Source organism: Ruegeria sp. HKCCA5491, assembly GCF_013034565.1.
Classification (GTDB): Bacteria; Pseudomonadota; Alphaproteobacteria; order Rhodobacterales; family Rhodobacteraceae; genus Ruegeria.
The window spans coordinates 128225-152835 of the sequence record NZ_WQGG01000001.1; the positions used below are offsets into that span (position 1 = coordinate 128225).

The window sequence follows — 24611 nt, forward strand, 5'->3', positions numbered from 1 at the left end:
GTCCGACGGTGCATCAATCCCTAGAAAGCGGGTGTGTAGGGGCGCGCACAAACGTGCACGAACCCCATAAGTCTGCATGATTTGCGCATTAGTTTGCGCGATTTCAACTCAGAAGTGCAGAATGCCGACGGCATTTCTGCTATTGGGCGATCCTTGAGTTCTAGACTTAAGGCAAGGATAGAGTTGCAGGTGTGTGCTTCCGGTGGGTTTTGCGCATTGCTGAGCTCAACAAACCACTAGGTTTATCCTACGGGTCTGTGGTCTCCTGACTTTAGAACTTGTTCCATCATGCGCATGAGAGCTTCGTGAAGACCTGATTTGAAATCGTCATCTGAGGCGTACTTCTTGTAAAAGTCGATTTCTCGCCGACGTTCGTTGCGCATTGCTTTTTCAAATAGTGCTTCACTGGCGATGCGTCGATTTTGTTCGTCAGGGTTGGATACAACCTTGTTCTGAAATGCAGGGTCGCTCATTGCGTGGTTGAGGATGTTGATCAGCTTGATTCTTTGCTCCTCCGGTGTCGCATCCCAACCATTGAAATAGCGTTCGTTGAAGGCGGCTTCGATCATGTCTAAAGGGTCTTTTTCTGGGTCATCGTGACCACCTCGGGGATTTGGATTTGGCGGATCAATCTCACTGCCAGAGTCATCCAGGCCTATAGTATGACCAATCTTCACCCGTTCCAGACCGTAGGTAGTTAGATCGACACTTTCCATGAGACCATCAATTTCATCCTGATCTTTGTCTTTGAAATCAATTGCGTTCGTGACTTCGTCCGCCATGTCGGACACCTCCTGAGGATGGTAGGAGGCGTCGGAATCGAACCGACTCGTGCACTCTAATCTGGAGCAATTACAAGGATATAAGCCTCGCCCGCATACCAATGCTGCCTCCCGCGGATTTCGCGTGGGTTATCGACCTCAGGCCGATATTCGATGGCAGTGGATGCGTGTGAACGTCATGACCGCAAGCTGAACCAGTTCGCATAACCATGTCAAGACGGAGCGTGCTGCACTTCGAAATTCACCGCGTAGTTCTGGGAACCTTCTAGGTTAGCGTGTGCCAAAAAGAATGAAGCATCCTATTTTGCGGGTCAGTACAGCGACGAGTTGCTCTCAGACAGCGAAGCGATTCGATGCCATGTGATCCGGACTCGAACTTAGAAACTCAATCGATAATACGCTCTGACTCGACGCGCGTTTTTTGATCTGCGTCTGATGCGCTGTGTTCTGGAGAAATACAAAAGTCTTGATCTGACCAAACCTCAGCGGCAGCATTGACCCGCATCTTTCGAAAAATGGAGATACCGGTTGCAAGACCTTGTAAGTCTCATTCCATTTAGCGTCTCGAGTAATTTGTGATGATACGTTCCTCTCCTGAACTGCTGGCAGTTTCCAGGCGTTGGTATGAAATACTCAGAACCAAGAAGAATACTGACGAGTTGCAGGATTTTCTGTCGAAATCAGATGAGCTAAGGTTCGTTGGAACAGGCGAAGGTGAGTTTTGGAGCGGGCAAGCAGTTCGCGATGGGGTTAGCGGCTTTTTCGCGGAGATCCCGGCACCCGTCGTTTTTGAAGAAGTTGAAGCTGAGGCCTTCGAAAACGGAGAGACGGGATGGTCATCCTTCGTCCACAAGATTCAGTTCGTCGGCTTTGATGAAGCCGTCTTTTACCGCACCGTTCTGATTTTTGTCCTGGAGGGAGCAGCCTGGAAGATCATCAATCGCCACGCTTCAGTGCCAACTCCAAATATTGAACTCGTGGGTAAAGAGCAGCTGGCCATCCAAAAACTGGTTGATGCTGCGCGCGAAGATGGACCCGAGCTGATCCAAACCGAAGGTTTGGCTTCAGTACTTTTCACTGATGTAGAAGGCAGTACAACGTTGGCGGAGGCGTTGGGCGATCAGCGTTGGTCGGTGCTGATCGAAAACCACTTCCAAGTCTTGGCGGCGATCATTGAAAAGCATCATGGCCAGTTCGTGAAATCCCTTGGAGACGGAACGTTATCCGTCTTTCCGTCCGCGAAAGAAGCACTGACGGCCGCTGTCAAGATTCAGAAGGCCATTGCATCGGTATCCGCGGAGCCATCTTTCGGTGTTCGGATTGGAATTCACACTGGTGATGTCGTGCAATCTCGTGGAGATTTTTTCGGTACTGTGGTCAACAAAGCGTCACGCATAACGACCGTTGGTGCGGCAGGCGAGATACTCGTTTCAGATGCGACTCGCGCCATGGTCGGAGGACGAACCGATTTCTCGTTTTCTGAAATAGAACCCAGACTCCTGAAAGGTCTAAGCGGTCACCACGTCTTGTATCGGTTGGAGTGGCAAGATTGAGTGTTGCGGTTGCCTTAACGCCGACGGATCACACAGATACCCCGCAGAGCTCAGTCGCAAAAGTCTTGCGGCACGCACCACAGCTCACATAGCCAACAATTCCCGATGAATTGCGACCATTGCCCAGGTGTCGCGCGCGCAATACGCCACAAGATCAGAATAGACCTTCTCGCGCGCTGGATCATCCGGTTCGGTCAGTGTTACGTCCTTCCAAAGGCGAGACGCGCTCGCCCCCTCTTTGATGTCCAGATCATCGTATGAAAGTTCTGGCAAAAACGCTGGAAGAACGGCCTTGATAGAGGCGCTACCCTTGAACGCAGGATCGTTGATCACTTCATCCGCAAACGGCTTCATCAGATCTACAACCCGTGCATTTAGACCTTCCAGGAACTCTGCGTGCTCTGGATAAGTTTCTGCCATTTCTGTATTGCGCGATTTTTCGAACGGGGCATACCAAACCACTACAGAGCCAACGTCCCCCATGTCCTCACGAAGTCTATTCAGTAAGGCTGGCATCGGGTTAGTGGCGTCTCGGTGGAGATACTCCCTGTGCTCGATTTCTCCGCCAGCCTCATGCTGGATATGCAAGGAATACTGGAAAGCCACTTGCTGATAGGGGCGCGTTCCTTCCCAGGGTGGCAGCAAACTCTGAGATGTCTCGTAGTCAAAATAGTAAACCGGATACACAATCTCGCTCAGAAACCTGCTTAACTCCTGATGATCGATTGTGCGTGCACCGTTCGCCACTGCTCTCAAGTAGCGTTGCGTCGACTTGCCCAACACAGATGGATCACTGATCTCGTCAATCTTTGTGATCCCGTCTGCGATGAGTTCTGAGGCTTTTTCCGCGTTCATGAACGGAAGGCGGTGGATGCTGTCTTGCACGATTGGAGTGTCTAGCTTCTCGCGGATCTCCAGCCATTCACCATAGGATTTAAGGCGCGCACGTTCCGGGGACGGATCAGGCATCGTACCGCTGGCAACGACGCTCAATGCCTGATCGATACGCGTGCGTGTTTTTTCGAGCTGCTCAGTCACCGCATCCGTGATGTCAGTGATTCTGACAAGCTCTTGAGGATTGATTTCGCCGTTTCTGACGTAATCACGGTTCACATGTGCCACTTCGCAGCGCGCAATGGGGAACCCGACCGCCTCAAGCACGACACGCTGGAATGCGAGATCAAAAGTGTGCTCGGGCTTTGCAGAAGTCCCGCTCTTGATCTCTGTCAGAACGTACCCATCATCACTGCGGCTCACGATGTCGGAGATGCAAGTTATGCTTCCATCTTCATAGCGTCCCTGCGCCACTGCGTTTGCACCGTTTCTCCAAGCCTCCAAAGTACGCGCGGGCAGAGCCTGGTATTCTGAAAAATCTGAAAAACCGAGGCGAACGAGATCACCAAAAAGCTCCTCTGCATAAGGCTCAAACGCGTGCCCCTCATCAAAGCGTGCTTGCAACGAAGGGTCAATTGGCGGCAACAGATGCCTGGCATGTTTCTTGATCCAGAGCCAGGCAGGGTGCCTGAGAAACAACATGTAGTCTGATTTGGATAGCATCGTGTAATTTGCATTTCAGAATTGGTGAAACCAGTGGAAGACCATCATGGTCAGCTATTGAGAGCAACATTTCTTTGGTGCAGTCGGCGTCACCACTCTACCAAAGCCTCATGTAAATCGCACCGAGAGCTCGGTGTCCATCACGCCACCAAAACCAGCTGACCATTCTTCACCCGGAGACACTGGCCATGCGTCCGTCAATGTGCCAGTTGTGACTAGCTCGCCTCTTTGAAGCTGGTCGTCTTTGGAAAGCAGAGACACAAGATGAGCCAGGACTTTGATTGGGCCCCCAAGCGCGTTTTCACCCTTGCCGGCCTCGATAGCCTCGGCGCCCTTGAACAACGCTAGTGGCACTTCGGCCAAGCCGGTCAAGATATCATGCGTCGCCTCGATTTTGTCGCCAAGAACAAGGCAGCCGTGCAATCCTTGTGCTGCGATTGAGTCTTCGACCGAGAATTTCCAGTTGGGATAAATCGATTGGACGATTTCAAATCCTGGAGCGACCCACTCCACGCAACCTGCCAACTGCTCATCGTTCATTTCAGCCGTCGGTGTATGTCTAAGGCCGAGTACGATTTCTGGTTCAATCCTCGGTTCTGAATACCTTGCCAAGTTTACCGGCTGATCAGTCGAAAACAGCCCATCTGCGTGAACCTCTCCCCAAATGGGTTGATCTACACCATAAACAAGCCAAATCGCGCGGTTCGTGAAGCCGACTTTTCTACCAACTCTCTTTTTGCCCTGAAGCTTTCGGACGCGACTTGCAATCGAATAAGCGTCATCCAGCGTCAGCTGTACTGCCTCTGAGGACAGTTTAGGTATCTGCTGGGCAGAGTTCAGGGCATCAGCGATTTTCTGAGCGTTAGCTTCAATATCTCTTGTCATATTCGCATTATACGCGCCGACGGCTGGATTGCGATGCAAGCGAGGTTTTGAAGAACCGGGATGGTAATCTCCGCCTAAGTCTAGGTTCAGGACCTATGAAGTGTCTCGAATTTAAACGGCAGTTTCTACTATCAGCGGATGTTCGACATAATCGAAGCAACGACTGCAATGCGGACAAAACAGTCGTATGCTGACTTTCAAACCGATGGACGTACTTAGCTTAAGAAAAGAAAAACGATCGAGTTAAACTTTTAACGCGTGTCTCGGCCGTAAAAGCGATTTCGCTGAGGTGAGGGGTGGATCGCTGATCAAAGGCGTTAGTGCTGATGCCATGATTAAAAAAATGCTGCGGGATGTAGGACAACTTCGCCCGCGCCAACAGTTTCACAGCGCTTTCTCTGACAAGATTTGATACAATTCGGTACAGTCCGAAAGAAGTTGGGCAGAACAATCGATTTCGTTTTGAGACTCGCGCAAGGAAAGGTCAGGTATGTCTCCAGATGACAACTCCAAATGCTCGCAAAGCGCAGGCCACACGTTTGCAGTATCTTCGCAGATCCGCTCGTATGAGACAAATACGCAAGAGGCATTGGCTTGTGCAATCAGGTACTGGTACGTGTCTCGCCACAGCTTTAACCAATAATCCACCGTAAGTGTTTCAATTGCCAGTTCGGCAGGTTTTGTCTCTTCTTTGAATTTAAACGGTCGATGGTCCATGCCAAACTCATGGTGAACGAGCCAGCGCATGTAATCGAGGGAGAATGGATCTTTTGCATGTTTTTTTGTGAATAGCAGGTGCTGCCGAAGCAACGAGATTGCGTGTTGTAAAGGGTTGCGAAACGGAACAAGAAGTGCCGCGCGTGGAAAGCAATCGGCAAGTGCCTGAAGTCGAAGAATATTGTTGTTGTTTTTTGACAAGTACCGCGTACGTTTGTCGGAAGCCAGAATGTTGGCAACGTATCTCACAAAGGCCGTTTTCGTTTCTTTTGTGACACGTATAGGGACGAGCCGGTCGGCGAGAATGTAACTATCACCGCAGAAAACGCGCCAAAAGACTTCTTCAAGGGCTTCCGGGCTATCGAAGTCGACATAGACTCCGTCGCCATGTGCCCTTTCTGAAGCAGATTTGAAGCGAGTTTTTGTTGGCATTACCCTGCTCCACAGGTTGGGAGCCAGAACAAAGGGCATGTCCCTGTACGTCAGCGAGCGATACATCCCGGTCTCATGCAAGCTACGCATCAGCACAGTCGTTCCGGCCCTCGCCAGCCCGGAAACGAAGACATGTCTTTCGTTCTTTACTCCGTCAAGATTGGATTTCACCAACAATTGATCCATGTCGAATGATAGCTCCGCCAAAGGCTTGCTGAGTGCAATTCGGTGCAAAAATCTCGAAGCCGCGTTATAGTTTTTTTTTGACATAGGAACCGCGCAATTTTGCAAAACCGACACTGCAGATCGTCATGAAAACCATGCCACGCCACGTGGCGACAAACGACAAGAAATTAATTTCAAGTACTTGGCCAATATAGCTTAACACCAGCACTGGAACGCAAGCGGTCAAAATGATCAAAAAAAGCACGACTGACGACAAAAGAATCCTCATCGCGTAGCGAGGTAAGGACTTCTCTTTCCAATGGTCCGAGATATTGCCTGAACGCATCACTCTGCTGACGCGTCCAATCGTGCCGTTGAACCGAGCCAGTGTTTCAAAGAATGGCAACCTGCATATTGTTTCAACAAAGAAAACGCTGGCCAATACCGCAAAAAGCCATGTCATTGCCCGACCTATTTCGCTTCCTTGTCGGATTCACTTTCACTTCCAGCTGCTCGACGCTTTCTGAGTATTCGTTTGGCCGGATACCAAATAATTGCGAATATCGCCAGGAAGATGGATCCGATAACACCAAGAACAACGGCGATAGTACCCAAGCCAAGCCCAGGTCCGACATACGCCTGCGCTGTACCCGCCGACAAAATAAATGCAGCAGTAGAAATCGCAAGCAAACAACTAAATGAAAAAAAATTGGATGCCTTCATATTTGCGCTCCATTCTTAGCACTCGTTTTCCAGCCAAGCTTCAGCGGTATCAGACTTCACAACAAATGCTTCACTTACATGTAGCGTGATCCCTTTCTCCCAATCGTACGCGTTGATGAAATCAAACACAACATCGCCTGAAGCACGGTCAACTTCAAATATGCGTCCCTGCGTGGAACTAGATATGATAACAGTACCAGCCTCGGTCACATGCTGGCGACCGTTGAATTGGGAGTAGAAGTCAAAATCTTCACCGTCAACGACTACGTCAAATTTGTTGTGGACCGGATCGATCGCAACGATCCGCGAGTAAGCCGGAATACCTCGCTGCTCAGCTCTGAAACGATTATCGAACACCACGATTGTCCCGTCTGCCTGCCAATCTGGATCGTGGCCGCCATCCGCCGCTCCCAGATGCCACCACTTTATCTTCAGGTCATCCGGGTCCACAACGAACACAAGATTGGTTGCTTGGTAGTTGAGCACAAGATCACCCACATCAAACATAGGGAAGGCCTCAGCCAGATGACTTGGCAGCGGTTCCAAATCATTCGAATGCGTTGGATGTACTGTGCCGCTGGGCTGTCCGCGGAAGAGATTTAAGATCGCAATGTCCGGGTTTGCCTTCTCAACATCAGCCATGCTGATTTCCTTGATAGTTTCCCCGGTCGACGCGTCGAGCAAAATAAGAACGGAATGCATATCACGCTGAGCGCCGCCCAGCGTCCATAAGGCTTCAAAATTCTCGGTCGGTTCAGCGGAATGATGAAACTCACCCGGTTTTGTCCAAACAAGCTCACTACAATAGGACCGTTTGATCAATCCGCCGCCGCGTTCCTGTAAGTTGTAAATTATGGAACCGTCGCGCAAAACTGCAATGCCATAGGCGTTTTTCAAGGTGTCGGGCTGGTCGCTGAGCTGTTCAATCTCCCCATTCAGTTTCCACGAATGGACTACCTTGCCGTTAGGATCCAAAAGAATAGCGCCCCAGAACGCGTCTTCGAAATCAAAAGCGCCTACTAAAATCCGATGAAAATCGGCTGAATTCGCAGAAAGCATGAGCCTTGGTTGATTACGCCTGGATTTCAGACCAGCAACTTCTACCTCAAAATAGACGGACCTGTCCTTCGGGCTGAACGTCCGGATCATGCGCTCTGGTCTTCCACCAAGATCATTTCTCAGTTTTTGAATGACACTTGTGTTCTCGGTGGAGTCGCCAGCTACAAAAGAGCTTATCTCATTTTTAACCGAAGCCATAACCCTTGCGGGCGGGAACATATAGCGCCCGGCTGCGAAGCCCCAAGCAAAAAAAGACATCGCCACCAAGTAAAATAGACCAAAAAAGGCTATCAATCGCACATGAAAAAACCAAACGTGAGTTGCTGCTAGCGCAGGCTCATGTTACGGCTTCTGGCCGTTTCTGGCAAAGCATTTCCAGTTATTGTGGAAATTCCTCTAAGTTTAGGGGCGAATGGACATGAAACGGTTGCTTTCAGAGGTGTGTGCTAATGGAAAGTCATCGAAGTTCCAATGCGCCACTAACCGGCCTTTGGTAACTTCCGATTTGGGCTCGAAGGGGTCATTCAACAAATTCGCTGGTATGTCGGGTATGCGGACAAAGCTGACATTCCGGGCTAGTGTATTTAGCTGCCACTTTGCTGCAAAAGACTGCTTGAGCGGTCTTTCGAACCGTTCGCAGCGCAGCAGAAAACACTGAAAGAAATCGCCTTTTTTGGCATGCGGCATGCCCAAAAATAGCAGAAACGGCTCCCTACATTTATCGGGAGCCGTGTTTACTGAATAGGAGATTCTTTTAAAAATCAGGCGTGTCCGCCACCGATCAGGCCGATGCCCGAGGTCAGACCAAACCAGGCTTTGACCCGTAGACCAACCGCCTTGATGATACCCATGGCTTGGATCCCATGCGCGACAAGTGTCCCTTCCATGTCCCCTTCGAAACTGGTGGTGTAGGACTGAACAATACAGCCGCTGCCGGGCACCAGAAGATCACGGTGTTCGGGGTGTACAAGATCAAGATGGACAACGATCTGACCCCGTTTTGCCTTTTCGCTGGGCTCAATCAGTCGACCGCTGGGCGCAAGCTGGCCGGAAGAGATCGACTCTTGAATACGCACGATCCTTGCTGGAAGAACCGTATTGCGCATCGAGATGTTGAAGTTGCTTTCGCAGGCCACTTCCGCCGCCATACCTTCGTACAATTCGGTGCGGGATACCTGCGAGAACCCGGCCACGATACGTCCACGCTCGGCCTCTTTGCGGTCAGGGACGATCAGCATGGCTGGGCTCATGGCCGCCTGCGCGGCACGCGATCCAACGTTGAGCGTGACCTGCTCAACCACACCGTCTACCGAGCTGAGCGTCAATGTCTTGGACAGTTCCACCCGGGCCTGTTTCAGCGACGCACGCGCCGACGCAAGCTGGGCTGGCAAAACGGCGTTTGCCTGAACTTGCGCTACACCCAGTTGTGTCTCAGCGGCCTCAACCTCTGCCTCACGCGTATCCAAGGTCGCCTGGGCGCGTTCCAACTGGCTAACCTGAAACGCGGCAGATCCTTTGGCCTGCAAAGCACGATGATCCAACAGAACCAGTTTTGCCTGCTCTCTGGCGGTGAGCGCCGCGTCCAGAACGGCCTGTGCCGTTTCGACTTGCAACTCGGCGGCCAGTTTCGCGCTTTCGATTTCCTCGACTTTGCGCTGCGCGAAATCAACCGCAGCCTGCTCAGACGCGTTCTCAACGGCGAACAGTGGATCACCAGGCTCGACATGGTCTCCGCCCTTTACGAAGACGTCCGTGACGGTCCCACCATTTTCGGCCACGACAGGTACAGTCCGGAACGGAACAAGGCCGGTGTAGGATTTGGGATAGTAGTAGAACACCGCAAAAAAGACGATCAGGGCCAGTACAAACCACATAAAGACGGCACGGTGAACGTTGTAGAGCGTTACGGGCATCCCGCGCCATTTCAGATAGATCACGCGCAGGACAAACGGAAAAGATGTGACGAGAAGTTCGATCATTTCCCCATCTCCTCTTTCGATGGATGCCACCACAGCATGAAGTCGCGAGCGATTGCGGTCAGGATCAGGGCGCCCGGCAGCAGGTTGCTAAAGTGGCTGAGCGCAGGCATCAGCTCATACGCCAGCGCCACGGTCAGCATCGTCGGAATAGTTGTCCGCAGCGAAGTGCCGATTGATTTGTGTTTGGTATAGCGTTCAAAGCGCGCATACAGGTGCACGACCAGCAGGATCGCAAGGGCGAGCACGACCAAGCCTACCCATGCATAGGTATCGGTTTGATTGGGCGCAACCCACCATCTGGGATCGCCGCCAGCGGCGAAGGCGGGGGTTGAGATGAGCCCAAGCATAGGCGCCATCAGGAACGCGGGTGGTTTCATGTTTCAGGTCCTTTTGTTGCGCAGCCATTCCGTGCGCGAAGATGAAAGTGTCCGAAGAACGTCAATTCTCGGTCGGTTGTTGTGAGGGTTCCGAAGGCTGTGCAGGCAGCGTGTAGGGGGGATCCCAGCGACGCCCATTCGGGGTTTGTTCGCCAAGTGACGAAGTGTCCAAGCCGCGCATGTTTCCGCCGGACCATTCCTGTCGGGCAGAGTCGTGGATTGCCTTGAATACGCGGTAGTACCTTGCGAAGTAGATCATTGCCTTGTCCTTTCTGATGACCCGGACCTAACCGTCGTCACGCCCCCGATCCTTAGGGTTCTGGACATTTGTTGTTGGCTTTTGGACAATTGCAGCGACTGCAAGGGTTTGCGTGCCAATCAGGGGAGGACGCAAAAGTGCCACGCATCAGTGCTTACAGGCTGCAAAACGTCGGGCTGCGTTATTCGCAAGAACCTGGCGCGAGCATTCCATTTCCGGAGATTCTGGAAATGGCGGGCGCGCCCTCGGATATCCTCGACAGCCCCGACGCCACTATCGAACTGTTACATGAGGCAGGCGCAGTCGAAACAGTGTGCCGGGTTTTGGAAGATAAGACCTTTGCCGCGCGAGTGGGTCTTTCGGCGCAAGGTCCCGGAACGCTTTTGGCGTACATCGTACGGGCCGCCGAGACGATAGAAGACGCACTGGCACTGACCCAGCGCTTCTACGCAATGCAAGACCCCGACTTGCGTCTTGACGTGGTAGGGGCACCCGAAGAGCCAAAGATCACTTTGGAGAGCAGTGTAATCCCGGCCCATCAATACCCGCGCCACCGCGAAATGCTGATCTTCGGTCTTTATAAGCGCGTTCAACAGATCACCTCGGGTGGGCTTGCCCCGATCTCGATTGAACTGGAAACGGACGATATCGAGCATTGCAAGAAGTTGGCCGAACTTGCTGGTTGTCCCGTCGAAGGGCTCAAAGCCGGATATGCCCTGGCCCTGCCCCCAAACGGCATGAGTTTTCGGATCCCGACTGCGGACTCCACTTTGCTTGGGCATTTGCGTCGGCACGGGGAAGAACAGCTGAAGGCTCAACCCGGTGCCGTCCGCAGTCTTTCCGACCGCATTATGGATATGCTCGGCGAACGTCTTCCCGGACCGATTCCAAACGGCGACGATATAGCCGGAGAGCTTGGCTTGACGCGCCGCACCATGACCCGGCACCTGTCTGCCGAGGGAACAAGCTTTAAGGCTCTTCTGGAAGGTGTGCTGTGCGACCTGTCCAAACGCATGCTGCGTAGCGGTGAAGGTGTTGCCCGCGTAGCCTTCATGCTTGGATTTGCGGATCAGGCCGCCTTTTCGGTGGCGTTCAAGCGCTGGACAGGTGAAACACCCGCTAGGTTCCGTAAAGCTGGCCGCTAGGGTCCCTTCCTACTGCAGCGTGTGCGGGCGGAAGATGTCCAAGATCCACAAAACCTTGTCCCGTCTCCAAAAGAAAGCGGGCCATCGGGTCACCTAGTTCAATGGCACACAGCAGCCGCGGTGGTTGCTAACCCAGAACAAGGATGAACCCTATGAAGACCTCGAAGAAATTCTTTATCGCCCCGATCTCAGGCGCACTTCTGATCACCATGGCGGCAACAGCAAATGCTGACTACGTCACCGACAAGGCGATCAAGGGTGCAGTTGTCGGCGCCACTGTCGCCGGTATCGCAGGCGAAAGCATCGTAGGTGGTGCGGCCGCTGGCGCCGCAGTCGGAGCCGTAGGCGGTGCGATCCAAAAGGACAATTTCGAAGACGCGCAAGACGAAGCCCAAGAGCGTCGCGACGACTTCAAAGAAGAACACAAAGACTGGAATGACTAAGACACCACCCCCATTGAAGCAAAAAAGGAGAAGCACAGCCGAACAAACCTGACCGGTCAGCCTGCGCTGTTAGCATCCGGACGCAGTTTGACTGACCATCCCCCACAGAACTCGCACAGTTTCTGAGAGGTTGCCATCCAGCTCGTAATCGAGCCGGGTGGCAATTTTGTTTTGGGCCGTCGAACGTCACACGTATGAGGCGCTCGCGGTTTCAAATTTCAGTCGCCCATCTCGACCAGGGTTTTGTCCAAAACCCAAAAACAACCGTCCAGAACCCAAACGAACTGAACCAGACACCACCCCAAATCCGGCTCATCTGAATGACATCGACGAGTTGGCAGCCGAGACGCCTCTGTTCACTGCCGCACTTTACAACCCAATGCCAAAGGAAACGGCAATGAACCTGTTCGCAAACTTCGACGCAGAGACCCTGGCACGCATCCAGTTTGCCTTTACTGTGTCGTTTCATATCATCTTTCCGGCCTTTTCCATTGGCTTGGCAAGCTTCTTGGCCGTTCTCAATGGCCTCTGGCTGTGGCGCAAGGACAAGGTCTACCTCAACCTTTTCAACTACTGGAAAAAGATTTTCGCCGTAGGATTTGCCATGGGTGTAGTCTCTGGCATCGTTATGTCCTACCAGTTCGGCACGAACTGGAGCGTATTCTCGGACACCGCAGGTCCCGTAATCGGACCCTTGATGGCCTACGAGGTCATGACGGCCTTCTTTCTTGAGGCTGGGTTCCTCGGCATCATGCTCTTTGGTCGTGAACGCGTCGGTCCCGGCTTGCACATGATGGCCACGGCGATGGTCGCTCTCGGCACTCTGATTTCGGCTACGTGGATCTTGTCGGTCAATTCCTGGATGCAGACCCCGGCCGGGTTCGACATCAACGAACTGGGGCAGTTCATTCCCGTCGACTGGTGGTCGATTGTCTTCAATCCGTCTTTTCCCTACCGCCTGACACACATGGTTCTTGCCGCCTATCTCACCACTGCTTTTGTGGTAGCCGGGGTTGCGGCCTGGCACTTGCTACGCCACAATCGCACGGCTGAGGTCACCCGAATGTTTTCGATGGCAATGTGGATGGCCGTTCTGGTCACTCCTGTGCAGATCGTTGCCGGCGACCTTCATGGTTTGAACACGCTGGAGCATCAGCCGCAGAAAGTGATGGCGATGGAAGGTCACTTCGACAGCCATCCCGAAGGGGCACCCCTTATCCTGTTCGGCATTCCGAACGAAGAAGAAAAGCGCGTGGACTATGCCATCGAAATCCCGAAACTATCTTCGCTGATACTGAAACATGACCCCAATGCTCCGCTTGAAGGGCTGGACACTATCCCCGACGACGAGGAACCCCCAGTCGCGATCGTGTTCTACAGCTTCCGCATCATGCTCGCCATCGGCTTTGCCATGCTAGGCGTTGGCCTGTGGTCGCTTGTTCTGCGGGTTCGCGGCCGCCTCAACGACGACCGCTGGCTGCACCGGACATCCGTTCTGTTAGCGCCCAGCGGGTTCGTGGCGGTACTGGCCGGTTGGATCACCACCGAAGTGGGGCGCCAGCCGTACACGGTATACGGGCTGATGCGGACATCGAACTCACTGTCACAAGTGGATGCACCTACAGTTGCCGCGTCTTTGGTAGCCTTCATCGTCGTGTATTTCACTGTGTTCGGAGCGGGCACGTTCTACATGCTGCGCCTCATGGGGAAACCACCTGTCGAAGGTTTCCAGAAACGTAACAAACCCCTTGAAATCTTTATTTTAGCGGAGGCAGCGTAATGCTTGAACTCTCGACAATCTGGGCGGGCATCATTGCTTTTGCCGTTCTGACCTATGTGATCCTGGACGGATTCGATCTTGGAGTTGGGATCCTCTTTCCGTTCGCAAAAACCGACAAAGATCGCGATGTCATGATGAACTCGGTTACGCCTGTATGGGACGGGAACGAGACTTGGCTGGTCATGGGAGGCGGAGGTTTGTTCGCCGTTTTCCCGCTGGCCTATTCTGTGGTGATGCCCGCGGTTTACTTGCCCGTTATCGTGATGCTTCTCGCGCTTGTCTTCCGCGGTGTTGCCTTCGAATACCGGTGGCGAACGGTGCGCGGACGCTGGCTCTGGGATGTTGCGTTTCACGGCGGGTCAACCCTAGCCGCCTTCTGCCAAGGCATCGCGCTTGGCGCGCTGGTCCAGGGTATCCCGGTCGAGGATCGGCTGTATGCAGGCGGACAATGGGACTGGCTGACGCCGTTCTCTATCCTGACGGGTGTGGCCTTGGTGATAGGTTACGCTTTGCTGGGAGCAACCTGGCTCAACATGAAAACCAAGGGCGAGATACAGCACCAAATGCGTTCTTTTGCCCGCCCGCTGATGCTCATTACGCTCGGGTTGATTGGCCTAGTCAGTCTTCTGACCCCGCTCCAAGATCCAATCTATCTGATCAAATTTTTTTCTTGGCCCGGTGTCGTTTTCTCTGTGTGTGTGGCAGCTGTTGTTGCTCTCATTGCATGGATGCTTCATCGCGGCCTGAAGACACAGCGCGACTATCTGCCCTTCTTCTGCGCCATTGCCTTGTTCGTCGTGTGCTTCATTGGCCTTGGGACCAGTTTCTATCCCTACATGCTACCCCCAAGCCTCACGATTGCCGAAGCCGCAGCGCCAAATAGCAGTTTGGCTTTCGCACTGGTCGGAGCCGTCATTCTGTTGCCCGTGATCTTGGCCTACACCGCCTACACGTACTGGGTTTTCCGCGGAAAGATCGATCCAGAGGAGAGCTACCATTGAAATTGCTAAAGCAAGTTTTCTGGTTCAGCGCGATCTGGTTCGGCAGCGTCTTTTGCCTAGCGACTGTCGCTTACGTAATCAGGTTGTTCATCATTTGAAATGGCAAGGACACCAATGTTCGCGCGTCGGCATGTCTAGATCACGCAGATATTAGTCCAAGCGCCGAAAGAAACTCCGTTCCGGCCTACCAGATTCCCAAAAAAAAGCGGCTGGCTGAGCCGTCTCAAATTCAACAATTCAAGGGGGCTTTTATGCTTTCTCGTGCAAAACCAATGTCTGTGCAGTGGGATCAGATTGACCCGGCTCTGCCCATACCAGCAAAAAAGAACTACGGCGGTAGAGGTTCGCCTGACATGTTGCCAAAGCTATGCACAGGGCTCGTTGCTGCAGGGCTTGTGACCTTCGTTCTATTGCCCTTCACCTCGGCCGTCAGCGGGGCGGTCTCGAAAGACCTACCCCCAATTATGGACCTGTTACTCGCCCTGTTCTCTGCAATTGTCGTTTTTACTTCCACAGCTTCGATCGTACTGAAAGGGTCGACACTGCGGGCCGTCTTCGGCCGAGGATTGGCCTCTCTCGGCACAGCGCTTATCATTTCGCCCATAGGGCTCTCGGTCCTATTTGCGCTATACCTTCAAGACTGGGTATCGATCGTAGTAGACACGTCCATCGAACAAGCAGGAAGAACAGCTATATCCTTGTTTGGCGGCATCTTCGTAGCCAATGCCCTCGCTATGGGATTGGCTTTCGGATGTTTGTCACTGCTACTTGGGATCAGGCTAACGCAAAATCGTCCAAAACCACTCACTTCGCCATAGGCGGTGAATTTCCGCTTCGGGCTCGCAGCGGACGTTCGCTGCACCTGGCGTGAACGACTGCTACGCGGACAAAGTTGCCATAGGCTCAATGGTTGTTGAGGACCGGTCTCAGCCCGAAGCAGACATTCACAAATAGACTTTGCAAACACCGCGAAGCGGGCAAAGTGGCTAATCGCTGCGGTCAAGTCTGAAGAGTTTTCAATTGGAAAGGTGCGCGGAGTGCCGAGGTAAGTTCACCCCGCGCGACACTCATTCGAGTGCGTTCTTGTAGATCACACCATCCTTCATGATGAAATCGATGTTGTTCGCGTAGTCGACGAGGATAGTTACGTCTTCAACTGGATTGCCGTCCACTAGTAGAATATCGGCATAAGCTCCCTCCGATATCACGCCTAACGGGCCATCAACGTATGGATTTAGCTTTCCTGAAAGCGCGAGCAATTCAGCAGTCTTGGACGTTGCCTGAACCAGAATTTCATAAGATGACCAGACCTCGGTCCGATACTGGAATTCATCGTTCTGCTTGGAAAGCGCAACCGGGTCTCCAATGATGTCTGTTGAGAATGCGACCTTTTCTATTCCGAAATCCTTGATGAGCTTCATCTGGTTTCTTGCACCGGCCTGGACACTGAGAAACTTTGCCCCAGCGGTCGGTCCCAGTGCCTTTGCCACTGTTTCTTCGTCCAGCCCAAGTAACGAGTAAAATGGAACAATCCATGCGTCTGCGTCTTTGATCGCCTGTGCAGAGACTTCGGTCATGAGTTGACCATGTTCGATGCTAATCACGCCAGCCTCTAATGAACGCAGGATCGAGTCATCGTTATATGCATGAACCATGACATAGGTGTCCCAGTCTGTCGCGGCCTTAACGGAGGCCTCAAGCTCCTCAGGCAGGCCCTGCACGGTGTGCAGCGGATCAACAGAAGATGACACGCCGCCGCCTGCCATAACTTTTATTTGCGTAGCGCCAAGCCGAAGAGCTTCTCGCGTTGCACGCAGTACTTCTGGTACACCATCCGCCAGAAACTCAACGTGTTGATTGAAGAATGAAGGTTGAGCTCCCATAAAGTTGGGGTGCGGTTCGGTGTAAACGCGATGTTCGCCGTGACCCGAGGTTTGAGAGATCACAGGTCCGGATGGGTATATTCTTGGTCCGACTGCCTTTCCTCGATCAATTGCCTTTTGCAGTCCAATTGCAGGGCCTCCAGCATCACGGACAGTTGTGAAGCCGCGCAGCAACATTTTTTCTGCTTCTGATGTGGAAACAGCGCCCCAATACATCCAATCAAAGTTATCTCTCAGATCAGCCACAGGCTCAGTTATTGCCATATGTACGTGGGCATCGATCAGGCCCGGCATCAGAGTTCTGCCTCCACCGTCGATTATCTTAGCGTTGGCTACGGCAAGGGTTTCAGACGATACCTCTGCGATCAGATTATCGACTACCAAGACATTCGCGTTCTCAATTCTCTCTGCATTCACGCCGTCAAAAACATGCACATTGGTAAAGAGTATCGGAAAGCTATCCTCTTGTGCGAGGGCCGGGTTGGACAGAAGTCCCGCAAAGAGAAGTGAGGCTGCACTCTTTGACATTGCCCGTTTGAAGCGCAGCTCAAAGGGAACGTTCATTTTCCGATCTCCAGCTCAAATATATCCAAGGTGGCGATTATGCTAACAAGGTTTTTGAGAATTACTTATTGTCATTTGAGGACAAACTTATTTTTCTCTGTCCAGTAAAGATAACTTGGATGACATATGTACGCTCAGGCCTCTCAAGTGACGATCCCAGTCATGCAATCAAAATTTTTGTCCGCGGTGGTAGATCGATCTTGCGAACTGGGCGCTGACAGAGGAATAGTCTTGGAAGGCTGCTTGCTCAGGTCAGAAGTTTTATCTGGCCCTACCCAACCAATTCCAAGCGCATGTGTGTATCGTGCGTCCACCCGTGCCGCCAGACTTTCAAAAAATCCATATCTTTGCGCAGAGATTGCTAGTCAATTTGAATGGAGTGACGGTTTCGTCCCGCCTGAAACTATGAGCGACACGCCTAGCTTGGGAGACCTGCTTGTTGCTTGGCTTCATTTTGTGGAAGCCGCGCAAATTTCAATGAATTACACGATGGCGATTAAAGATGGACGGGCCATATTGATTGGCCGCCGGATACTTCAAGCTTCTCAACCTCCCGGCCAAGCAGACGCATGGGATATTGTTGCATGGTTAGAAATGCTGAGGGCGAGGTTGGGGCCAGTATGGAACAGCGCGTTGGTCGAAGTACTTGTCTTTGATCCGAAAGCGATCCCGCCTACTTTTATTCCCAAAAATCAGGTTAAAAAATGCGATGCGTGGGGCCTCAGTATGTCGTTCCCCGCGTCTTGGTTGATGCAGCAGTCGAAATTTGAACGAAACGAGGCGACGGAAACGGACAGCCCCATTCAAAAAGCACTCGACTTGGCCGACTTATTCTCTGTGATTGACTACTCCGCATGGCCTGGCTTGGACGGATTTGCAAAGTTCATCGGGCTGCATCCCAAAACGCTGCAAAGAGAACTTGCAAGACACGGCACCACAGGAGCAAATCTCGTAGACAGAGCGAAAATGCGTCAGGCGAAGCAATGGCTGACCGAGGGGCGCCTTTCCATAACAGATATCGGAAAGAACTTGGGCTACAAAAACCCAAGTGCGTTTACACGAACGTGTCGCCGTTGGTTTGGTTCGTCGCCTTACCGGTTAAGGCACGACCTCGATGTTCGATGATATGCCCGTGAAGTAGGCCCGCTTTGCGAGCAAAATCTGAGAACAATAAAATACGATTTGATTATACAAAATGCTGGAGTATCCTTTGTGGCAGTAACTACATATAGATTGACTATTTAGGAGGGGATGGTGAAAGCTCTTAGATCAGCGGTTGCAACTGCACTGACTGCAACGCTGATAACATGCCCTAACTTGGGCGCAGCGGACCAAGTCTCGGAGCAGATAGAAGCGCTGCTACGGTCAAATACGAATGCGAGTAGTACACTTTCAAACAGCAAGAGTTTGGACGCAGCAATCCTTGTACCTCGTTTCTATACGGACAGAGAATTTTCGCCAGCTTGGACCAATTTTGAATTGGTTGACGAGCTTTTTGAGGAGTTGGGTGGAGCAATTGATCAGGGCTTAACGCCGAGTGACTTCAAACTAGAAGAGCTTCGATCCGCATTCAAAGCTTCACAGGGTGGCGATGCCTCCAGTCGAGCATTATTCGATATTCTGGCGACTGACGCGGCCGTGAAACTCGTACACCATTTGGTGTTTGGAAAAGTCGACCCAAATGCGCTAGACGACGATTGGAATTTCTCAAAGCCAGTAATTCAACAAGACCCTTCCGTTGTATTGAGCCAATATCTTCAGGGTGAAGGCTTCAGCGCTTTAATTGAACGCATCGATATCGACAACGCGCAATATACGATGCTCATTGATGCATTGAGCAAATACAGAGCTATCGCATCAAAGGGAGGCTGGAACACAGTCCCCGAAGAAACGGTTCTGAAGCCGGAAATGGTGGATCCTGCCGTCGCCGAACTGCGCAAAAGGCTAGCGACAGAAGGCTACGATGGAACAATTGAATTTCCAGAAATCAGCCACGACGGTATAAATCCAGCTTGGGTTTATGACGATAATTTGGTGCAACAGGTAAAAACCTTTCAAAATCGTCACGGCTTGGAGGCAGATGGCGTCGTTGGTGGTAGGACCTTCGCGTCTCTCAACAAACCTGTCGAAGATCGCATAAATAAGTTGCGGCTCAGCCTGGAACGAGGGCGCTGGCTCATGCGCGAAATCGACGAAGAGTTCGTGCTGGTAAACATTGCAGGCGCTCGTACTTACTTGGTCACGTCCGATGGGACGCTTTGGACCACTCGGTCGATCACAGGATCAGCCTACCGAAAAACCCCAGTGTTCCGAGATGAAATTGAATATATGGAATTCAATCCGACTTGGACCGTTCCCGCCTCGATTTTTCGGAAGGATAAGCTTTCGCGCATCCGCAAAGATCCAGCCTATCTGGCGCGCAACAATTACGTAGTTCGGAACAAAGACGGGCAGACGATTCCTGCCAACGCTGTGAACTGGGGGGCAAAGAACCCCGGCGTCACTTTGGTTCAGCAGCCGGGCCCAGACAATGCGTTAGGTTTAGTCAAGTTCATGTTTCCCAATAAATACGCAGTGTACTTGCATGATACCAACGACCGCAGCCTTTTCGACCAAAATGAGCGGAACCTAAGTTCCGGCTGCGTGCGTCTTGAGTATCCGTTCGAATTTGCCAGCCTTTTGATGGAGGGAGAGCCGGACTGGAGCCGACAAAAGATGCAATCCATTCTGGATAGCGGGAAGACAACGCGCGTTAACCTACCCGAGCCCATGCCGGTCCTTTTGACCTATTGGACTGCGTGGGTCGAGGATGGGGTCGTTCATTTCCGCGAGGACCCATACGAACGAGATGCTCGAATACTTGCAGCTTTGGACCGATAAACACGCCATCCTAAAAGAGATGAGCAATTCTAAGCGTGCTAAATTGCTAGTAGGATTGGTGACTTCCAATTGGCGGAAATGCGAAGCAGCGTGAGCTGCAAAAGGGGAGCACATGAAGGTTTGGCTCGTAAGAATAGTTGGGCTTGTTGCATTTCTCGCCTTCGCTGCAATCGCTTTTGTCTGGTTGTTGCTTGCTGCTCCGATGTTCTCGGACATGCGGCGCGGCCTTGTAGAAAGAGTTCTTTCGGAACAAATTGGTCGGCCCCTTTTGGTCAACGATGATGTAAGCGTCGCGCTTGGACGCATTAGTCACATCTACGTTGGCGGGGTGGTCATCCCGAGCCAGACAATGCCGGATTCACCACTTGTAAAATTGAACCTGCTGGAACTGGAGTTGGACACTGCCGCTTTGACCAGCGGGCGTCTGCATTTTGACAATCTGGTAGTGGAAGGCCTTCAAGCTACTATTCTTACAGCCGCAGACGGCACCACGAGTTGGCTAAAAGATAGGCCAACACCCAGGCCCTTGTCCGAGGAACCTGTATCAGCGGACGATCAAAAAGACGTCGCTAGCGCTGATAGTATCGATGAAAGCGACACAGAAAGCAGTGGGATCCTGAACTTCCTGAGCGACAAGAACGTCAGTTTCACGTCAATCGGGTTAAACATCGACGACAAGGTCTCGGGCTTCTCGTTTGTGTTTGACCTTCAGTCACTCGCGCTCGAACAACTAGATAGTGGGCAAAGAACAAAGGTCTCTGGTTCCGGCTCCGTCAACGGTCAGGGTTTCCAAATCGAAGGCGACTACCCACACGCCGCACCGTTTACGACGCGGGCCAGTTTTGGCGAAATGACCGTAAGCTACGATGGTGATCCTTTCTCGGAGGACGAAGGTGGTGGCTATCGAGCTGTATTGGAGATGGACACCGGAGAATTCGGTGATTTTCTGGATGTCATTGGATTGGAACGTGTTTTGGAAGGCAATGGCCAGTTGCAAGCTGAACTCGTGTCCCAAGATGCCCTAAAAATCGAAGCGTTTACAACCACCGTAAGCTTGGAGGGAGGGCAGAAACTTGAAGCTGAGGGTTCAATAGATGACCTCTACACAGCTCAGGGCGTCGACCTGCTTTTCAATGCGCGGCTTCATCCCGAAGGACAGCCGCCGCCAGCAGCTAAAAGTATCCAGGAATTGAAGTTCACGGGCTTTGAAATGCATATGGTTGGATCCCTGGCTTCCTTCGAATTCGAGAAGTTGCTGTTCCAGACCAATGCGTTTGACCAGGGGCTAGACGTAATCGGTCCAGCCTCTATCGAAACCATTCGTCGCATGCCGGACGGCCGGCTCGCCATGCTGGGCATCGCGCTGCAAGCCGGTCCAATTGAAGAGCCTGTCCTGAAAGCCGAGGGGGAAATTCTCGATCTGCTTCAGCTTCAGGACGTAACTTTCGATGGGGAGCTGAACGGGCCCGCCAAGTTGATTTTTCCCAACCTCGACAAAAGCTACGTTGACCAATTCGGCGGTATTGAGGCTGATTTCAACATATCCAATACAGGCGGCCCGGTCTCTCTCAATAGGTTCAATGCTACCAACTATGGCACCGAACTATGGGCGCTCGATCTCGCACTATCTGTCAACGAACTCAAAGGTCTGGCCGGTCTCGATTTCGATGTGGAACTGGATGTCGACGACAGTGCCCAGTTTCTGACCGCGCTCAACCTGCAACCTGTTGAAATCGGAGCACTCGCTATCGATGCTGAAACCTCCAGGCAGGGTGAAGACTTTGATGCCGCAATCCAGTTCGAGGCCGGGTCTTCGCATCTTCTTGCAGCTTTGGATGCACAGTTTCCCGAAGGTGCATCCGTCGTCCGTGGCAACATCACGAGTGAAAAGCTCGATCTCAACGACCTGAAGAACCTGACTGCCGTGTTGGACCAACTGAAAAGCTTGGTGGGCGAGGCCTCAAAAGAACCTGACGCCGAAGTTCAGCCCTTGGTTTTGTCGAAGGAGACAGATGTCCAGCCCCTGGTGTTGCCAAAGGAAAAAGGGAAACCTGCCGATCTTCTGGATGTGCAGCGTGTACTGAAAGAGGCTGACGTAGAAGTGCAGATCGATTTCAAAGAGATTGTAGGCCAGCAAGGCGTAACATCTGTTTCAAGCCAATTGTCCGCAAAAGACGGAACCTTGGATTTCGGCCCGCTCCAGATGGCTTATGGTGGCGGAAACTTCAGCCTGCGGGCTGTGATGGATCTGATTGATTCACCTGATTGGCTTTCGTTGTCGGGATCGACCTCAGGATGGGAGTTCGGTGAGATCCTTGATGAATTGGGAATTGGTATTGATGCCTATGGACGTTTGAGCGGTGAATTCGACGTTTCTGGCAGCACTACCTCGGGCAAGGCCTTCATCAACTCGATGCGCGGCAAGGCGTCTTTGTCGATGTCGCAGGGCTACATAAGCACCAGCCTATTGGAACTGGCGGGGCTGGGTATTTTCCCGTGGCTGTTTTCAGAAGAGCTTCGACAAGGTTACACCGACATCACTTGCGTGGTCGCCCCGGTTGAAATTCAAGCTGGTCGGGTGAGCTCAAACTCCATCGTCATTGAAACGGGATCGGTTCAATTGGTGGCCAGAGGACAAGTGGACTGGCTGAAGGATAGCATAGCGCTCAGAGCGGAGCCCCGGCGCGTTGGCAAACCCCTATCCCGAAGCGCCTGGCCCTTTGATGTGACTGGCCAACTTTCATCGCCGAAGTTCAAGCTGGATGTGGGCGGGTCTAGAAACAAGGCCCCGGAAGGCGCTGATGCCATGCCTGTCGACAGGCGACCCTGTGTGCCAGACATCAATCAATTGCAATAATACCTAATTCTTCAATGGTTCTAGTTGTTCGGCCTGGCACTCCAGAACGGCCTCAATGGCTTTGGCAGACCCGCTTAGGTCAAGTTCCACCTCGGCCCCGCTTTCGCCAATAATCGTAACACTCTGGCGTTTTCCAAACTCGGTCACGAACGCCGGGTTGTCGAAAAAGGCGTAGCCACCGGGCACGCCATTCTTGAAGACCCCAACCGCTTCGCCTTCGAATTTCGCATCACCAAAGTCGAACTTTATGATGCCTGTCGCGCCATCCTCGATTTGCACCCAGGCAGGATTAAAGGCAGCAAAAAAGCCACCCGCCTGATTGGGTGCCGCGCCGATTTCAACGGTCATGTCATTTGCAAAGGGCTTCCACGCGAGACAGCCGTTGCCCTTTTCGGGATCAATCAGGATTGTCCAGTCCCCGGATGCGCCCCACCGCTCCATACCGGCGGCATGAAGTAAGCTTGCACAACACAAAGCCAACGTTGTCAGCACAAATCTGTACATTTTTAACCCCGGATTAGTCTTGAAGGTTTACCCATCCTAACTATCAACGAAGATCAATCAAACGAAACAGGAGAAGCTGCACCAAGACACAAGTTGTCAGAGCGCAGCCGTAAAGTCTGCTTCCAGCTCAAAACCGAATACGCCGTTATTGGAAGGAATGCCCGCTTTGAGCAGTCTGCTGCACTTTGCAAAGTCCGCTTTCTGCGCATCGCTGTCATTGGGGGGTCACGCAGCATTGGTCAAATTGGGCTCGAAGCAGCCGTTCGCTGCACTAGGTATGAACGACCGCTTTGCGGACAAAGCGGACGCTCAATCGTTTGATTTTCGCCCCGATTTGTATTCTGGAAGTTTGGCCAAGGCCGACTTCAACGCATCTCCCCATCCGTCGGAAACAATGCGAAAGTACTGGTCGTCGGACTCGAATCTTGACCGTGTACCGCTGTCAAGGCTGTCTTCGTCGTAGAGAAGCAGGTCGAGCGGAGCACCGACAGACAGATTGGCCTTAATCGTGGAGTCAAAACTGACAAGCAAGAGTTTCACGGTTTCTGGAAAACTCATTTCCGGATCGTAGGCTCGCACCAGAATAGGACGGCCATATTTTGTCTCACCGATCTGAAAGAACGGGGTGTCGTCGCCGGCCTCGATAAAATTGCCTTCAGGGTAGATCAAAAACAGGCGAGACGGGCCGCCGTTGATCTGGCCTCCAACAATGAGCGTCGCGTGAAAAGCGCTGTCAGCTTGCTGACCGGACCGGGCATGCTCCTCGATGACGTCGTTCAGCGTAGCCGCAACCAGTTGCGCAACTTGAAACATTGTCGGTGCTTCTAAGATCGATGGTGAACGATCTGCCGGCGCTTTTGTTCGTTCTTCCAGAAGGCTTATTGTGGCCTGAGTAGTCGCAAGGTTTCCGGCCGTTAGGATTGTGATCGAACGGTCCCCTTCTACCGTCCAATTGAACATCTTGTTGAAAGTCGAAACATTGTCTACGCCTGCATTCGTGCGCGTATCGGACATGAACACCAGCCCGTGATTCAGCCGTATGCCCACAGCATAGGTCATCAGTTTC

The 24611-nt window shown here is 52.3% G+C and carries 22 protein-coding genes and 1 tRNA gene; 9 read left to right on the plus strand and 14 right to left on the minus strand.

The window, feature by feature from the left end; translation table 11 throughout:
* Window positions 1-242: 242 nt before the first annotated feature.
* Window positions 243-782 (minus strand): hypothetical protein, encoded by a 540-nt coding sequence (locus GOV88_RS00635; RefSeq protein WP_171239238.1) that lies wholly within the window; start codon window positions 780-782, stop codon window positions 243-245.
* 19 nt (window positions 783-801) lie between these two features.
* Window positions 802-895 (minus strand) — tRNA-OTHER (locus tag GOV88_RS00640).
* Window positions 896-1360: 465 nt separating this feature from the next.
* Here GOV88_RS00640 and GOV88_RS00645 point away from each other — a divergent pair.
* Complete coding sequence (locus GOV88_RS00645) at window positions 1361-2335, plus strand: adenylate/guanylate cyclase domain-containing protein (RefSeq protein ID WP_171239239.1); 975 nt, start codon at window positions 1361-1363, stop codon at window positions 2333-2335.
* Window positions 2336-2419: 84 nt separating this feature from the next.
* Here the strand turns inward: GOV88_RS00645 and GOV88_RS00650 are convergent, their stop codons facing one another.
* The 9 genes from GOV88_RS00650 to GOV88_RS00690 form a co-directional block, all read right to left on the minus strand.
* The gene (locus tag GOV88_RS00650) at window positions 2420-3871 is read right to left on the minus strand and encodes a DUF2779 domain-containing protein (RefSeq protein WP_171239240.1); all 1452 of its coding nucleotides are present in this window, start codon (window positions 3869-3871) and stop codon (window positions 2420-2422) included.
* A gap of 129 nt (window positions 3872-4000) precedes the next feature.
* Complete coding sequence (locus GOV88_RS00655) at window positions 4001-4816, minus strand: 2-keto-4-pentenoate hydratase (protein WP_171124921.1); 816 nt, start codon at window positions 4814-4816, stop codon at window positions 4001-4003.
* A 345-nt stretch (window positions 4817-5161) separates the two neighbouring features.
* Window positions 5162-6112: a sulfotransferase gene (locus GOV88_RS00660; RefSeq protein ID WP_171123240.1), complete on the minus strand. Its 951-nt coding sequence runs from the start codon at window positions 6110-6112 to the stop codon at window positions 5162-5164.
* Between the two features lie 64 nt (window positions 6113-6176).
* Complete coding sequence (locus GOV88_RS00665) at window positions 6177-6554, minus strand: hypothetical protein (RefSeq protein ID WP_171123242.1); 378 nt, start codon at window positions 6552-6554, stop codon at window positions 6177-6179.
* Window positions 6555-6562: 8 nt separating this feature from the next.
* Window positions 6563-6814 (minus strand): hypothetical protein, encoded by a 252-nt coding sequence (locus GOV88_RS00670; protein WP_254428790.1) that lies wholly within the window; start codon window positions 6812-6814, stop codon window positions 6563-6565.
* Between the two features lie 15 nt (window positions 6815-6829).
* Window positions 6830-8173: an arylsulfotransferase family protein gene (locus GOV88_RS00675; protein ID WP_171123244.1), complete on the minus strand. Its 1344-nt coding sequence runs from the start codon at window positions 8171-8173 to the stop codon at window positions 6830-6832.
* 461 nt (window positions 8174-8634) lie between these two features.
* Window positions 8635-9852: an HlyD family secretion protein gene (locus tag GOV88_RS00680; RefSeq protein WP_171239241.1), complete on the minus strand. Its 1218-nt coding sequence runs from the start codon at window positions 9850-9852 to the stop codon at window positions 8635-8637.
* A complete protein-coding gene (locus GOV88_RS00685; protein ID WP_171239156.1) occupies window positions 9849-10229 on the minus strand; it encodes a hypothetical protein in 381 nt (126 codons plus the stop codon). The genes GOV88_RS00680 and GOV88_RS00685 overlap by 4 nt, the downstream gene beginning before the upstream one ends.
* 61 nt (window positions 10230-10290) lie before the next feature.
* On the minus strand, window positions 10291-10488 hold the full coding sequence (locus GOV88_RS00690) for a hypothetical protein (RefSeq protein WP_171239242.1): 198 nt from the start codon (window positions 10486-10488) through the stop codon (window positions 10291-10293).
* A 137-nt stretch (window positions 10489-10625) separates the two neighbouring features.
* Between GOV88_RS00690 and GOV88_RS00695 the strand changes: the two genes are divergently transcribed.
* The 5 genes from GOV88_RS00695 (at window position 10626) to GOV88_RS20680 (ending at window position 14955) form a co-directional block, all read left to right on the plus strand.
* Window positions 10626-11633, plus strand: a complete 1008-nt coding sequence (locus GOV88_RS00695; RefSeq protein ID WP_171239243.1) for an AraC family transcriptional regulator — start codon at window positions 10626-10628, stop codon at window positions 11631-11633.
* Between the two features lie 152 nt (window positions 11634-11785).
* Window positions 11786-12076 carry a glycine zipper domain-containing protein gene (locus tag GOV88_RS00700; protein ID WP_170637607.1) on the plus strand — a complete coding sequence of 97 codons (291 nt, stop codon included), beginning with the start codon at window positions 11786-11788 and terminating at the stop codon, window positions 12074-12076.
* A gap of 397 nt (window positions 12077-12473) precedes the next feature.
* Window positions 12474-13856 (plus strand): cytochrome ubiquinol oxidase subunit I, encoded by a 1383-nt coding sequence (locus GOV88_RS00705; protein WP_217358907.1) that lies wholly within the window; start codon window positions 12474-12476, stop codon window positions 13854-13856.
* Window positions 13856-14857 (plus strand): cytochrome d ubiquinol oxidase subunit II, encoded by a 1002-nt coding sequence (gene cydB, locus GOV88_RS00710; protein WP_171239244.1) that lies wholly within the window; start codon window positions 13856-13858, stop codon window positions 14855-14857. Before GOV88_RS00705 ends, cydB begins: the two co-directional genes overlap by 1 nt.
* A gap of 2 nt (window positions 14858-14859) precedes the next feature.
* Window positions 14860-14955 carry a DUF2474 family protein gene (locus tag GOV88_RS20680; RefSeq protein ID WP_371808211.1) on the plus strand — a complete coding sequence of 32 codons (96 nt, stop codon included), beginning with the start codon at window positions 14860-14862 and terminating at the stop codon, window positions 14953-14955.
* A 969-nt stretch (window positions 14956-15924) separates the two neighbouring features.
* Here GOV88_RS20680 and GOV88_RS00720 read toward each other — a convergent pair.
* Window positions 15925-17304: an amidohydrolase family protein gene (locus GOV88_RS00720; protein ID WP_171239246.1), complete on the minus strand. Its 1380-nt coding sequence runs from the start codon at window positions 17302-17304 to the stop codon at window positions 15925-15927.
* Between the two features lie 126 nt (window positions 17305-17430).
* Here GOV88_RS00720 and GOV88_RS00725 point away from each other — a divergent pair, with 126 nt between their 5' ends.
* From GOV88_RS00725 to GOV88_RS00735, 3 genes are all read left to right on the plus strand, one after another.
* A complete protein-coding gene (locus tag GOV88_RS00725; protein WP_171239247.1) occupies window positions 17431-18429 on the plus strand; it encodes an AraC family transcriptional regulator in 999 nt (332 codons plus the stop codon).
* Window positions 18430-18558: 129 nt separating this feature from the next.
* The gene (locus tag GOV88_RS00730; RefSeq protein WP_371808204.1) at window positions 18559-20184 is read left to right on the plus strand and encodes a murein L,D-transpeptidase; all 1626 of its coding nucleotides are present in this window, start codon (window positions 18559-18561) and stop codon (window positions 20182-20184) included.
* Between the two features lie 112 nt (window positions 20185-20296).
* Window positions 20297-23041, plus strand: coding sequence for an AsmA family protein (locus GOV88_RS00735; RefSeq protein WP_171239248.1), 2745 nt, complete (start codon window positions 20297-20299; stop codon window positions 23039-23041).
* A 3-nt stretch (window positions 23042-23044) separates the two neighbouring features.
* Here the strand turns inward: GOV88_RS00735 and GOV88_RS00740 are convergent, their stop codons facing one another.
* Together GOV88_RS00740 and GOV88_RS00745 are read right to left on the minus strand one after the other, a co-directional pair.
* Window positions 23045-23545 (minus strand): hypothetical protein, encoded by a 501-nt coding sequence (locus tag GOV88_RS00740; protein WP_171239249.1) that lies wholly within the window; start codon window positions 23543-23545, stop codon window positions 23045-23047.
* A 309-nt stretch (window positions 23546-23854) separates the two neighbouring features.
* A complete protein-coding gene (locus GOV88_RS00745; RefSeq protein WP_171239250.1) occupies window positions 23855-24604 on the minus strand; it encodes a peptidase in 750 nt (249 codons plus the stop codon).
* Window positions 24605-24611: the final 7 nt, after the last annotated feature.

What these genes read in the sequence shown, in the direction of transcription:
- GOV88_RS00645 (WP_171239239.1), top strand. Translation starts at nt 1,361, where the DNA reads ATGATACGTTCCTCTCCTGAACTGCTGGCAGTTTCCAGGCGTTGGTAT.
- GOV88_RS00660 (WP_171123240.1), bottom strand. Translation starts at nt 6,112, where the DNA reads ATGGATCAATTGTTGGTGAAATCCAATCTTGACGGAGTAAAGAACGAA.
- GOV88_RS00650 (WP_171239240.1), bottom strand. Translation starts at nt 3,871, where the DNA reads ATGTTGTTTCTCAGGCACCCTGCCTGGCTCTGGATCAAGAAACATGCC.
- GOV88_RS00635 (WP_171239238.1), bottom strand. Translation starts at nt 782, where the DNA reads ATGGCGGACGAAGTCACGAACGCAATTGATTTCAAAGACAAAGATCAG.
- GOV88_RS00745 (WP_171239250.1), bottom strand. Translation starts at nt 24,604, where the DNA reads ATGACCTATGCTGTGGGCATACGGCTGAATCACGGGCTGGTGTTCATG.
- GOV88_RS00735 (WP_171239248.1), top strand. Translation starts at nt 20,297, where the DNA reads ATGAAGGTTTGGCTCGTAAGAATAGTTGGGCTTGTTGCATTTCTCGCC.
- GOV88_RS00700 (WP_170637607.1), top strand. Translation starts at nt 11,786, where the DNA reads ATGAAGACCTCGAAGAAATTCTTTATCGCCCCGATCTCAGGCGCACTT.
- GOV88_RS00705 (WP_217358907.1), top strand. Translation starts at nt 12,474, where the DNA reads ATGAACCTGTTCGCAAACTTCGACGCAGAGACCCTGGCACGCATCCAG.
- GOV88_RS00720 (WP_171239246.1), bottom strand. Translation starts at nt 17,304, where the DNA reads ATGAACGTTCCCTTTGAGCTGCGCTTCAAACGGGCAATGTCAAAGAGT.
- GOV88_RS00670 (WP_254428790.1), bottom strand. Translation starts at nt 6,814, where the DNA reads ATGAAGGCATCCAATTTTTTTTCATTTAGTTGTTTGCTTGCGATTTCT.
- cydB (WP_171239244.1), top strand. Translation starts at nt 13,856, where the DNA reads ATGCTTGAACTCTCGACAATCTGGGCGGGCATCATTGCTTTTGCCGTT.
- GOV88_RS00665 (WP_171123242.1), bottom strand. Translation starts at nt 6,554, where the DNA reads ATGACATGGCTTTTTGCGGTATTGGCCAGCGTTTTCTTTGTTGAAACA.
- GOV88_RS00725 (WP_171239247.1), top strand. Translation starts at nt 17,431, where the DNA reads ATGTACGCTCAGGCCTCTCAAGTGACGATCCCAGTCATGCAATCAAAA.
- GOV88_RS00680 (WP_171239241.1), bottom strand. Translation starts at nt 9,852, where the DNA reads ATGATCGAACTTCTCGTCACATCTTTTCCGTTTGTCCTGCGCGTGATC.
- GOV88_RS00740 (WP_171239249.1), bottom strand. Translation starts at nt 23,545, where the DNA reads ATGTACAGATTTGTGCTGACAACGTTGGCTTTGTGTTGTGCAAGCTTA.
- GOV88_RS00685 (WP_171239156.1), bottom strand. Translation starts at nt 10,229, where the DNA reads ATGAAACCACCCGCGTTCCTGATGGCGCCTATGCTTGGGCTCATCTCA.
- GOV88_RS00690 (WP_171239242.1), bottom strand. Translation starts at nt 10,488, where the DNA reads ATGATCTACTTCGCAAGGTACTACCGCGTATTCAAGGCAATCCACGAC.